Source organism: Burkholderia sp. AU45251, assembly GCF_030482905.1.
Taxonomy (GTDB): Bacteria; Pseudomonadota; Gammaproteobacteria; order Burkholderiales; family Burkholderiaceae; genus Burkholderia; species Burkholderia aenigmatica.
Genome location: NZ_JAUJQH010000055.1, coordinates 1 through 11,661 on the forward strand (window position 1 = coordinate 1; position 11,661 = coordinate 11,661).

The window sequence follows — 11,661 nt, forward strand, 5'->3', positions numbered from 1 at the left end:
CGCCCGCACGCTCCAGCACCGCGCGGATCACCGTCGCGCCCAGCTCCGGCGCCGCAATCTTCGCAAGCGAACCGCCGAATTTGCCGACCGCGGTCCGCGCGGCCGATACGATCACTACATCCGTCATTTCCCTTTCCTCCAGGCCCGCACGACACGGCGCATCGCTACCGGCCCTGTTAAAAAAACTGCGGTGCATCGGACAGCGTGCGCCGCTGTCCGGTTTTCGTCAATCGCGCTGCAACACGTAGCGGCCCGGTGCCGGCTCGATCACCGGGAACTGCGCAGTACCGGGCTGCGCGGGCGGCGCCACCTTGCGGCCACCGTACTGGTCGAGCCATTCGACCCAGGTCGTCCACCAGCTGCCCGGTTGCTCGGCCGCACCGGCGAACCACGCGTCCGCCGACTCGGGCAGGTCGCCGTCGTTGACCCAGTAGCTGCGCTTTTTCTTTGCCGGCGGATTGATCACGCCTGCGATGTGCCCCGACGCGCCCAGCACGAACTTCAGCGGGCCCGACAGGATCGACGTCGACGCATAGGCCGTCTGCCACGGCACGATGTGATCCTCGCGCGAGCCGTAGATGAAGGTCGGCACGTCGATCAGCGTCAGGTCGACCGATTCGCCGCACACGGTCAGCGCACCCGGCTCGCGCAGCTTGTTCTCGAGATAGGTATGGCGCAGGTACCACGCGTACATCGGGCCCGGCAGGCTCGTCGAGTCGCTGTTCCAGTACAGCAGGTCGAACGCCGCCGGCGTGCGGCCCTTCAGGTAGTTGTCGACGACGTAGTTCCACACGAGGTCGTTCGGCCGCAGGAACGAGAACGTGTTCGCGAACTCGACGCCGCGCATCAGCCCCGGCTGCGTGCCGTTCTTGCCGCCGATGGTCTGCTCGCGCATCTGCACGTGCGCCTCGTCGACGAACACGTCGAGAATGCCGGTGTCGGTGAAGTCGAGCATCGCGGTGAGCAGCGTCATCGATGCAGCCGGATGTTCGCCGCGCGCGGCGAGCACCGCGAGCGCGGTCGCGAGCATCGTGCCGCCGACGCAGAAGCCGAGCGTGTTGATCTGCTCGCGCCCGCTGACCTGCTGCACCGCGTCGATCGCCGCGAGCAGCCCTTCGTTCATGTAGTCGTCCCACGTCTTGTGCGCGACCGACGCGTCCGCGTTGCGCCACGACACGAGGAACACCTGGTGCCCGTTCGACAGCGCATGCGCGACGAGCGAATTCTCGGGCTGCAGGTCGAGGATGTAGAACTTGTTGATGCACGGCGGCACGATCAGCAGCGGCCGCTCGAACACCTTGTCCGTCTTCGGCGTGTACTGGATCAGCTGAATCAGGTCGTTCTCGTAGACCACCGCGCCTTCCGTACACCCGAGGTTCCTGCCGACCACGAACTGCGATTCGTCGGTCTGCGAAATCTTGCCGCGCTGCATGTCGCCGAGCAGGTTCATCATCCCTTGCCGCAGGCTCTCGCCCTGCGTCTCGAGGATCGATTTCTGCGCGTCGGGATTGAGTGCGAGGAAGTTGCTCGGCGCGGCCGCGGCCGTCCATTGCTGGACCGTGAAGCGAATGCGCTCGCGCGTCTTCGGATCGGCCTGAAGCGCGTCGGCCAGCTCCTGCAGATAACGCGCGTTGAGCAGATACCACGCCGCCGCGAACGCATGCGCCGGCGACGCCTTCCACGCCTCGCCGCTGAAACGGCGGTCCTTCAGTTCGGGCGACTCGAGCTTCGCGGCGGCCGCCTGCTGCATCAGCGCCATGCAATCGCGCGCGTAGTCGGCCTGCAGCGCCTGCAGCCGCTCGGGCGGAATCGCGGCGGCCGGCAGCTTGAGCCCGGCGAACGGCGAGGCCATCGCGCCGAGATCGGGCATCGACGGCATCTGGAACGGAAACGATGTCGGAAACTGGAATGTTGCGAACGGATTCACGGTGGCGGACGCAGTCGCGGCGCGTGCCGGATCTGCAAAACCGCGCCACGCGTTCAACCACGACTCGAACATCTGCTGCATCGGCTGGGCGGCCGGATCGAAACCAATGCTGCCCGTGGAAGTGCCCGCCTGAGCGGACGTCGACGATTTTTTCGATGCTGTCATTACCTGCCTTACCGGTGATTCGTGAGCGTCTATCGTGAAATCCTGCTCGCGCGCGGCATGCCGGCGGCGAGCCGGGCCGTCATGCTCTGGAGAGGCGTCTCCAGATTCTGCCGCAGTGCGGTATTTTTATCATTATCGTTTTCCCCATGTGAAGCGCCATGTCAAACCACTGACCATTTCCGCACGGAGATAATCCTCGCGCAACAGACGGGACAAGGGTTCCGGCGAAACATAAAACATTTTGGCCGACTTGACTTTGCGATTTTTCATTCAATCGCGCATGCCGCGCGGCATGACCGCCTAAATATCGAGATAACCCGATTTTGCGGCGCAGCAATCCACACGCGCAGGCGCATCCCGTCAATCGGCCAGCCAGATCGCCGCCGCCATGCGACCCGTCACGCGGTCGCGCCGGTACGAATAGAAACGCGCCTGTTCGGTAACCGTGCAGGCCGTCCCTCCGCTCACGTGGGCCACGCCCGCACGCGCGAGACGCAGGCGCGCGAGCGCATAGAGATCGGCCAGAAACTTGCCGGGCGCGCCATCGATCGCGACGAACGCAAGCCGGGTTTCATCATGCTCCGACTGCGGGGCCGTGTCGAGAAACGCGTCACGCACGTCGGCGCCAACCTCGAACGCCCGCGGGCCGATCGCCGGCCCGAGGTACGCATGAAGCGCGTCCGTCGCACCGCCCGCCAGTGCCGCGACACGCGCCGCGGTCTGCTCGACGATGCCGGCCGCGAGCCCGCGCCAGCCCGCATGCGCGGCGCCAACCGCGCGGCCCTGTGCGTCACACAGCAGCACGGGCAGGCAATCCGCGACCATCACGACGCAGACGGCACCCGCCCGGTCGGTGACGCTCGCATCGGCCTGCACCGGCGCCGCAGCGGCGGGCGCCGCTGCGATCACCTCGTCCGCGCGCACGATCTGCGCGCCGTGAACCTGCTCGAGCCAGGCAGCGCTCGACTGGCCTGCCAGCGCGAGCAGGCGCGCGCGATTCCCGGCGACATGGGCCGGGTCGTCACCGGTATGCAGGCCGAGATTCATCCCGCCCGGCAGCGCGTCTCCGCCCTGCCAGCGCCCGTACGGGCCTTCGCTCAGCCCGCCGTCGCGCGTCGTGATCAGCGCACGCACGCGCGGCGACACCTGCCAGTCGGGCTGTACGCAGTCCTGCCACGTCAACGGCGCCAGGTTCGTCATCGGCACTCACTCCTCCTCATCGTCCAGGTCCGGCTCGTCATCCTGATACTCGTCGCCGAAATCGTCATCGTCGTAGACACCGTCATCGTCGTCGAATTCCTCGTCGCCCTGCCCGAAGCCGAGCGCCGCGACGAGTGCGTTCATGTCGTCCGGCAGCGGGCAGCGCCATTGCATCGCCTTGCCCGTGACCGGATGCACGAGACCGAGCCGCCACGCATGCAGCGCCTGCCGTGCGAACCCGTCCGGCAGCGGCGTGACCGAGCGCTTGCCACGCGCGCGCCCGTACACGGGATCGCCGAGCAGCGGGTGCCCGGCGTGCGCGCAGTGCACGCGGATCTGGTGCGTGCGACCGGTCTCGAGATCGCACTGGATCGCCGAAACCGGCTGACGTTGCCACAGACATGTGTCAACCGTGCGGAAATGCGTGCGCGCGGGCTTGCCCGATGCGCCCGTGACGACGGCCATGCGCGTGCGTTCGCGCGGATCGCGGCCGATCGGCGCGTCGATCGTGCCTTCCTCGGGCATCGTGCCCCACACGAGCGCGAAATAGCGGCGCTTCACCGTGCGGGCCTGCAACTGGCGCACGAGGTCCGTCTGTGCGGCCAGCGTGCGCGCCACCACCATCAGGCCCGACGTTTCCTTGTCGAGCCGGTGGACGATCCCTGCTCGCGGCAGGCCGGCCGCCGCATCGCCATAGCGATGCAGCAGCCCGTTGAGGATCGTGCCGCTCCAGTTGCCGGCGGCCGGATGCACGACGAGGCCGGCCGGCTTGTTGATCACGACGAGCGCGTCGTCCTCGTAGATCACGTCGAGCGGCACGGGCTCCGGCGTAAAGGCGAGCTGCTCGGGGAGCAGGTCGGGCACGAGCTCGATCTTCGCGCCGAGCGGCACCGGCTGGCGGATCTTGGCCGGCGCGCCGTCGACGAGCACGCGCTGCGCCTCGATCCAGCTCTGCAGGCGGCTGCGCGAGAATTCGGGGAACAGTTGGGCGAGCGCCTTGTCGAGGCGTTCGCCCGCGAGCGACAGCGGCACTTCGACGACGCGCGGCGCCTCATCGACCGCCGCGGACGGCACGACGGGCGGCTGCATTGCGTCGCCGGTCAGATCGTCATCGAGGGAATCCCCCGAGGCAGCGTCGGCGGGCCGATCGCTTGGGCTATAATCTTCGCGATTTGGTGTGCCCGGCTGGGCATTCTGCGAACTTGAACGGGTCATTTAGACTGGGTCACCGAGACTTGAAGCTAGGACATGCGAGCATGATGAATTCGACCAAACGCACGGCCATCACCGTCGCCGCCCGGGCTGCGGCGGTAGCGGCCGCGGCCCTCATCGCCGGCTGCCACGGCTTGCCGCAGAAGCAGGACGAGACGGCTACCTGGTCGAACAACAAATTATACTCAGAGGCCCAGGACGCGCTGTCCGGCGGCGACTGGGGCAAGTGCGCGAAATATTTCGAATCGCTGCAAGGCCGCGATCCGTTCGGTCACTTCGCGCAACAGGCGCAGATCAACGTCGCGTACTGCAACTGGAAGGACAACGAAGCGGCCGCCGCCGACCAGGCCGTCGATCGCTTCATCCAGCTCCACCCCGATCATCCGGATATCCCGTACGCGTACTACCTGAAGGGGATGATCCACTTCAACGACGATCTCGGCCTGTTCGGCCGCTTCTCCGGCCAGGACATGAGCGAGCGCGATCCGCAGGCACTGCGCGAATCGTACGATGCGTTCAAGGTCGTCGTCGACCGCTTCCCGAAGAGCAAGTACGCGCCCGACGCCGCCGCGCGGATGCGCTACATCGTCAATGCGCTCGCCTCGCACGAAGTGCACGCGGCCGACTACTACTACCGGCGCGGCGCCTACGTCGCGGCGATCAACCGTGCGCAGCTCGCGATCAAGGACTACAAGGGCGCCCCGGCGATCGAGGACGCGCTGCACATCATGATCCTGTCGTACGGCAAGCTGAACCAGCCGCAACTCGCCGAGGACACGAAGCGCGTGCTCGCAGGCACGTTCCCCGACAGCCCGTATGTCACGGGCCACTCGCGCCCCGGCGCGAAGAAGTCGTGGTGGCAGTTCTGACGAACGCTCCGTGCAGCCCCCGCTGCACGAACAAAAAACCCGGCCACTGAGCCGGGTTTTTTATGGGCGCCGCATTCAGGCGGCGCCGATGAGATGGCGCGACGATCGCCGCGCGCGCCGTCACGTGCGCTTTGCCGAACGGTGCTCGTCGAAAAAGTCCTGGACGACCGCGATCTCGCGGGTCCGCTTGAACGGCGGCAAACTCTGCCAGATCCGGCGGCCGTACGGCTTGTCGACGAGCCGCGTATCGCAGATCATCAGCACGCCGCGATCCGTCTCCGCGCGAATCAACCGGCCCGCGCCCTGCTTCAGCGTGATCACGGCCTGCGGCAACTGGTGTACGGCGAACGGGCTCAGCCCTTTCTTCGTCAGCGCGTCGAGCCGCGCAGCCAGCACCGGATCGTCCGGCGGCGCGAACGGCAGCTTGTCGATCACGACGAGCGACAGCGCATCGCCGCGCACGTCGACGCCTTCCCAGAAACTCTGGCTGCCGACCAGGATCGCGTTGCCGTACGCACGGAAACGGTCGAGCAGTTCGGTACGGCTCGCATCGCCCTGCACGAGCAGCGGCGTGTTCCAGCCGCGCGATTCGATCACGTCGCGCAGCTTCGACGCGATCCGGTCGACCGCGCGCAGCGTCGTGCACAGCATGAACACGCCGCCACCGGACGCCTCGATCGCCGGCAGCGCGGCGTCGAAGACGGCATCGGTAAATGCCGGCGAAGACGGTTGCGGCAGGTTGCGCGGCACGTACAGCAGCCCTTGCGACTGGTAGTCGAACGGGCTGGCGAGCGTCATCGAGCGACGCGAGCTGAGGCCCATCTGCGCCGCGTAGTGCGTGAAATCGCCGCGCACCGACAGCGTGGCCGACGTGAACACCCAGGCACGCGGCACGCCCGCGCGCTGCTTGGCAAAGATCGGCGCGACCGACAGCGGCGTTTCGTGCAGCTGGACGGTATGCGCGAACACTTCGACCCAGCGCACCTTCTCGTTCGGATCGCCGTCGGATGACGCCTTGTCGCCGGCCGCCGCCGCGTCGGCCTTCGCGGCCGCCTCGGTCGCGCCGGGCGCAACCCAGCCGGCCAGCAGATCCTGCAGTTCGCGTGCGCGCCGCAGGCACGCGCCAAGCGATTCCGCGCGTTCGGCCTGGCTTGCAAGCGCCGACGCCAGCGCGTCGAGCGCCGCCTCGAGCGCGTCGAGCGCGCCGAACATCGGGTGATCGTCGCCGAGCTGGGCGAGCGACATGCGGACGATCTGGTCGTTCGCGAACGCAAGCCGCAAGTCGCGCGCCGCGCGCTCGAGATCGCCACCGAGCTTCACCCACTCGACCGCGTCGCGCGCATGGCTCAAGCCTTCCGCCACCGTGTCGCGTGCGAGTTCGAGAATCTGCGTCGTCGACAGCGTCTCGCCGAAGAACAGCGTCGCCGTTTCCGGCAACTGGTGCGCTTCGTCGAAGATGACCGTGTTCGCGTTCGGCAGCAGCTCGGCCATCCCCGTATCGCGCAGCATGATGTCCGCGAAGAACAGGTGGTGGTTGACGACGACGACATCGGCCTGCTGCGCCTCGCGCCGCGCCTGCATCACGAAGCAATCCTTGTAATGCGGGCATTCCTGGCCGAGGCAGTTGTCGCGCGTCGACGTGACCATCGACCACACGGGCGCCGTTTCCGGCACGCTTGCGAGCTCGGCCTTGTCGCCGCTCTTCGTGATCTTCGCGAAACGGACGATTTCCTGCAGATAGGCCGTATCCTGCCGCGACGGCAACCGGCCGTTGTCGGCCGTGCGTTGCAGGTAGTAGTGGCACAGGTAGTTTGCGCGGCCCTTCAGCATCGCGACCGACACCGGCACCGCGAGCGCGTTGCGCACGGTCGGGATGTCGCGCTGGAACAGCTGGTCCTGCAGGTGTTTCGTGCCGGTCGACACGATCACCTTGCCGCCCCACAGCATCGCGGGCACGAGGTACGCATAGGTCTTGCCGGTACCCGTGCCGGCCTCGACGATCAGCGTATTGTCGCCGGCGTCGCTGTCGGGCTCGGCCGCCGCAGCGGCGTCCGCGCCCGGTTCGGCCGTTTTGTCGCCGTCGCCAAGGCGACGCGCCGGCCGCTTGCGGGTTTCGAAGATCTCGGGTTCGGGCATCCGGCGCGCGGACGCTTCCATCGCGGACGCGACGGCACGCGCCATCTCGATCTGCGACGTACGCGGCCGATAGCCGTCGAGCGCACGCGCCAGCAACCCGCCTTCGCCGAAGATCGTGTCGAGTTCGTCGACACGTTTGCGGCTCAGCTCAAAGGTGCCTTCGGGCGCACGAGCACGCCCGGCGGACGACACGTCGCGCCGGGCATCGGGGGTGGCTTCAAGCGGTGAATTCAAGGCAAGCGTTCCTGTGTCCAGCGCCCGGGCGGCGCCGGCGCTTGCCAGGCCGCGCTCAGGCGCGCTTATCCGGTTCCAGCTGCGATTGCAGCAAAATGATTTTGTCCTTGGCCGCCAGCTTTTCCTTCTTCAGCCGGTGCAGCGTGATGTCGTCGATGTCGGAGTGTCCTTCCTTCAACTCGATCTCCCGAGCGAGCTGCTGGTGCTGCTCCTGCAATGCAGCCAAACGGTTGTGCAATTCCTGCTGCTGTTCCGTGGCACGGTTTTGCATACTTGCCTCCTCATCGAAGCAGCGCGCCGGCTGGCGTGCCAGCGCGCGAGACTGATTCCGGATCAATCCAACACGTTACTGCCCCTGCTGCTGCTTCTGCTGCGCCTTCTCGGCCGCTTCCTTCTGGCGCTGCTCGACATCGGCCTTGTGCTGCACGGCTTCCTTCTGCTTCTGCTCGTAGCGCGCGGCGTTGTCCGCCCGCTCTTGCGCCTTCTGCCCGGCCTGCTGGTGCGCCTGGTCGAGCTTGCGCTGGAAGTCGCTCTGCTTCTGGTCGTATGCCTGCTTGCTCGCCGCGCGCTGCGGCGCTTCCGCGCCGCGCTGCGCCTGCTTCAGCGCATTCTGCTCCTGCTTGTCGCGGAACGCAGCCGCGTTTGCCGCGTCGTTCGCCGCGCGCTGCGGCGTTTCCGCCGCATCCCGAGCCTGCTTCAGCGCCTGCTGCTGGTCGCGCTGCTGCGCGCGCACCGCCCGCTGCTCGTCGTTGAGCGCGAGCTGCTCCTGACGGATGCTCGCCCGCTCGTCGCGCATCTGCTCACGCGCCTTGCCGAGACAGTGATTGACGAAGAACTTGCTGTAGCAATCGTGCTCGGCCACCGCATAACGATAATCGTTTTCCGCGGAGCGCTGATTGAGCACTTTTTGGCGGACGTCGAAATCCGGTGCGGTTGTGGCTGTCATGGGCGCAGCCGCGGCGGCGGCCGGCGCAGTGGCGCCCGAAGCCTGCGCGAACGCGCCGGAAGGCCCCGCAGACAAAGCCGCGGCGAGCGCTGCGCCGAGCGCGACGAGAGAAATTCGGGAAGTTGGCAACGTCGTAGGAAAGCTGCGGGACATGTGTCAAATTCTATCACCCCCGGCTGGGCGCTCCGCCATTTATGGCAAAATGCCCCGCTTCACTCACCCGCGGCATCTGGCCCGTCGGGCCCGCCACGCAGCCCGCCGCTTCGGGCCTGCCGGCCCGCGCCGCGATTTCAGCAGGCAGATCATCCACGACATGACGGAAACCGTAGCACTCAAGATCGTACAGCGCATCGCCACCGAACTGTCCGTCCAGCCGCGCCAGGTCGCGGCGGCAGTGCAACTCCTCGACGAAGGCTCGACCGTTCCGTTCATTGCCCGGTACCGCAAGGAAGTGACCGGCAACCTGGACGACACGCAGTTGCGCCAGCTCGAGGAACGCCTCCTGTATCTGCGCGAACTCGAGGATCGCCGCGCGACGATCCTGTCGAGCATCGACGAACAGGGCAAGCTGACCGACGAACTGCGCGCCGCGATCGACGCGGCCGACAGCAAGCAGGTGCTCGAAGACCTTTATCTGCCGTACAAGCCGAAGCGCCGCACGCGTGCGCAGATCGCCCGCGAGGCCGGCCTCGAGCCGCTCGCCCAGGCGCTCCTCGCGAACCCGCTGCTCGACCCGCAGGCCGAGGCAGCCGCGTACGTCGACGCCGAGAAAGGCGTCGCCGACGTGAAGGCCGCGCTCGACGGCGCGCGCGACATCCTGTCCGAACAGTTCGGCGAGACGGCCGAGCTGCTCGGCAAGCTGCGCGACTACCTGCACAACCAGGGTGTCGTGTCGTCGGCCGTCGTCGAGGGCAAGGAAAACGAGGAAGGCGAGAAATTCCGCGACTATTACGACTACGCGGAAACGATCAAGACCGTGCCGTCGCACCGCGCTCTCGCGTTGTTCCGTGGCCGCAATGCCGGCGTGCTGACCGTCAAGCTTGGCCTCGGCGAAGAGCTCGACGCGCAGGTGCCGCATCCCGGCGAGGCGATGATCGCGCGCCATTTCGGCATCGCAAACCAGAACCGTCCGGCCGACAAGTGGCTGTCCGACGTGTGCCGCTGGTGCTGGCGCGTGAAGGTGCAGCCGCACATCGAGAACGAGCTGCTCACGCAACTGCGCGAAACGGCCGAAACGGAAGCGATCCGCGTGTTCGCACGCAACCTGAACGACCTGCTGCTGGCCGCGCCGGCTGGCCCGAAGGCCGTGATCGGTCTCGACCCCGGCCTGCGCACGGGCGTGAAGGTCGCGGTCGTCGACCGCACCGGCAAGGTGCTCGCGACCGACACGATCTACCCGCACGAGCCGCGCCGCGACTGGGACGGCTCGATCGCGAAACTCGCCCGCATCGCCGCACAGACGCAGGCCGAGCTGATCAGCATCGGCAACGGCACCGCGTCGCGCGAAACCGACAAGCTCGCGAGCGAACTGATCGCGAAACACCCGGAACTGCGCCTGCAGAAGATCGTCGTGTCGGAAGCCGGCGCGTCGGTCTACTCGGCATCCGAACTCGCCGCGAAGGAATTCCCGGAGCTCGACGTGTCGCTGCGCGGCGCCGTATCGATCGCACGCCGCCTGCAGGACCCGCTCGCCGAGCTCGTGAAGATCGAACCGAAGGCGATCGGTGTCGGCCAGTACCAGCACGACGTGAACCAGCGCGAACTCGCCCGCTCGCTCGACGCGGTCGTCGAGGATTGCGTGAACGCGGTCGGCGTCGACGCGAACACCGCGTCGGCCCCGCTGCTCGCCCGCGTATCGGGCCTGAACGCGACGCTCGCGCGTAACATCGTCGACTACCGCGATGCGAACGGCCCGTTCCCGTCGCGCGAGCACCTGCGCAAGGTACCGCGCCTCGGCGACAAGACCTTTGAACAGGCCGCCGGCTTCCTGCGCATCAACGGCGGCGAGAATCCGCTCGACCGCTCGTCGGTGCACCCGGAAGCGTATCCGGTCGTCGAACGGATGCTCGCGAAGATCAGCAAGCGCATCGACGACGTGCTCGGCAACCGCGAAGCGCTGTCGGGCCTGTCCCCGACGGAATTTGTTGACGAACGTTTCGGCCTGCCGACCGTGCGCGACATCCTGTCCGAACTGGAGAAGCCGGGTCGCGATCCGCGCCCCGAATTCAAGACCGCGACGTTCCGCGAAGGCGTCGAGAAGGTGTCGGATCTCGTGCCGGGCATGACGCTCGAAGGCGTCGTGACGAACGTCGCCGCGTTCGGCGCGTTCGTGGACATCGGCGTCCACCAGGACGGCCTCGTCCACGTGTCCGCGATGTCGACGAAGTTCATCAAGGACCCGCACGAAGTCGTGAAGGCCGGCCAGGTCGTCAAGGTGAAGGTGATCGACGTCGACGTGAAGCGCCAGCGCATCGCGCTGACGATGCGTCTCGACGACGACGCGGCCGCGCCGGGCATGTCGTCGCGCGGCGGCCAGGATCGCGGCAACGCGGGGCGCGGCGCCGCCCGCCCGCAGCGTTCGCGCGAGCCGGAACCGGCCGGCGCGATGGCCGCGGCGTTCGCAAAGCTGAAGCGCTAAGCACGCGCCAGCTTTCGCGACGCATAAAAAAGCCCGCCGAAAGGCGGGCTTTTTTTATGGCTGCTGTCCCGTCCTGAAATAGGTTGACACTTTTTCGCCGAGACGAAGAGGTGCCAAGTGCAACAAGGGATCAAGCGGACGCAGCGGGACTACAGCCTGGCTTTTAAGCTGTCGGTGGTGGCGCAGGTCGAAAAAGGCGAACTGACATACAGAGAGGCGCAGCAGCGCTACGGCATCCAGGGGCGCTCGACCGTGCTGGTATGGTTACGCAAGCACGGCTTGCAGGATTGGGCCGATCCATCCGGCCGTGCGCGATCGGGTTCCACCATGCCAA

8 protein-coding genes and 2 pseudogenes are annotated in these 11,661 nt (G+C 67.0%); 3 read left to right on the plus strand and 7 right to left on the minus strand.

All coding sequences use genetic code 11. The features are described 5' to 3' along the window. The 4 genes and pseudogenes from QZM67_RS39420 to QZM67_RS39435 form a co-directional block, all read right to left on the minus strand. A pseudogene (locus QZM67_RS39420) lies at positions 1 to 127 on the minus strand (acetyl-CoA C-acetyltransferase); the annotation flags it as partial. 99 nt (positions 128 to 226) lie between these two features. Further along, complete coding sequence (locus tag QZM67_RS39425) at positions 227 to 2,092, minus strand: alpha/beta hydrolase (RefSeq protein ID WP_301811792.1); 1,866 nt, start codon at positions 2,090 to 2,092, stop codon at positions 227 to 229. Positions 2,093 to 2,452: 360 nt separating this feature from the next. After that, positions 2,453 to 3,292 (minus strand): peptidoglycan editing factor PgeF, encoded by an 840-nt coding sequence (gene pgeF / locus QZM67_RS39430; protein WP_175021136.1) that lies wholly within the window; start codon positions 3,290 to 3,292, stop codon positions 2,453 to 2,455. A 6-nt stretch (positions 3,293 to 3,298) separates the two neighbouring features. Beyond that, positions 3,299 to 4,507 (minus strand): RluA family pseudouridine synthase, encoded by a 1,209-nt coding sequence (locus QZM67_RS39435; RefSeq protein WP_043188317.1) that lies wholly within the window; start codon positions 4,505 to 4,507, stop codon positions 3,299 to 3,301. 41 nt (positions 4,508 to 4,548) lie between these two features. Between QZM67_RS39435 and QZM67_RS39440 the strand changes: the two genes are divergently transcribed. Further along, a complete protein-coding gene (locus QZM67_RS39440) occupies positions 4,549 to 5,373 on the plus strand; it encodes an outer membrane protein assembly factor BamD (protein WP_301811797.1) in 825 nt (274 codons plus the stop codon). Positions 5,374 to 5,493: 120 nt separating this feature from the next. Here the strand turns inward: QZM67_RS39440 and QZM67_RS39445 are convergent, their stop codons facing one another. The 3 genes from QZM67_RS39445 to QZM67_RS39455 form a co-directional block, all read right to left on the minus strand. Next, positions 5,494 to 7,743, minus strand: coding sequence for an ATP-dependent DNA helicase (locus tag QZM67_RS39445; protein WP_175021138.1), 2,250 nt, complete (start codon positions 7,741 to 7,743; stop codon positions 5,494 to 5,496). A 55-nt stretch (positions 7,744 to 7,798) separates the two neighbouring features. Continuing rightward, on the minus strand, positions 7,799 to 8,014 hold the full coding sequence (locus QZM67_RS39450) for a YdcH family protein (RefSeq protein ID WP_301811804.1): 216 nt from the start codon (positions 8,012 to 8,014) through the stop codon (positions 7,799 to 7,801). Between the two features lie 75 nt (positions 8,015 to 8,089). Next, positions 8,090 to 8,842 (minus strand): hypothetical protein, encoded by a 753-nt coding sequence (locus QZM67_RS39455; protein ID WP_301811805.1) that lies wholly within the window; start codon positions 8,840 to 8,842, stop codon positions 8,090 to 8,092. A 160-nt stretch (positions 8,843 to 9,002) separates the two neighbouring features. Here QZM67_RS39455 and QZM67_RS39460 point away from each other — a divergent pair, with 160 nt between their 5' ends. Both QZM67_RS39460 and QZM67_RS39465 read left to right on the plus strand, forming a co-directional pair. Continuing rightward, positions 9,003 to 11,327: a Tex family protein gene (locus tag QZM67_RS39460; RefSeq protein WP_301811808.1), complete on the plus strand. Its 2,325-nt coding sequence runs from the start codon at positions 9,003 to 9,005 to the stop codon at positions 11,325 to 11,327. A 117-nt stretch (positions 11,328 to 11,444) separates the two neighbouring features. After that, a pseudogene (locus QZM67_RS39465) lies at positions 11,445 to 11,661 on the plus strand (helix-turn-helix domain-containing protein); the annotation flags it as partial.

What these genes read in the sequence shown, in the direction of transcription:
- QZM67_RS39435 (WP_043188317.1), bottom strand. Translation starts at nt 4,507, where the DNA reads ATGACCCGTTCAAGTTCGCAGAATGCCCAGCCGGGCACACCAAATCGC.
- QZM67_RS39440 (WP_301811797.1), top strand. Translation starts at nt 4,549, where the DNA reads ATGATGAATTCGACCAAACGCACGGCCATCACCGTCGCCGCCCGGGCT.
- QZM67_RS39425 (WP_301811792.1), bottom strand. Translation starts at nt 2,092, where the DNA reads ATGACAGCATCGAAAAAATCGTCGACGTCCGCTCAGGCGGGCACTTCC.
- QZM67_RS39460 (WP_301811808.1), top strand. Translation starts at nt 9,003, where the DNA reads ATGACGGAAACCGTAGCACTCAAGATCGTACAGCGCATCGCCACCGAA.
- QZM67_RS39455 (WP_301811805.1), bottom strand. Translation starts at nt 8,842, where the DNA reads ATGTCCCGCAGCTTTCCTACGACGTTGCCAACTTCCCGAATTTCTCTC.
- QZM67_RS39450 (WP_301811804.1), bottom strand. Translation starts at nt 8,014, where the DNA reads ATGCAAAACCGTGCCACGGAACAGCAGCAGGAATTGCACAACCGTTTG.
- pgeF (WP_175021136.1), bottom strand. Translation starts at nt 3,292, where the DNA reads ATGACGAACCTGGCGCCGTTGACGTGGCAGGACTGCGTACAGCCCGAC.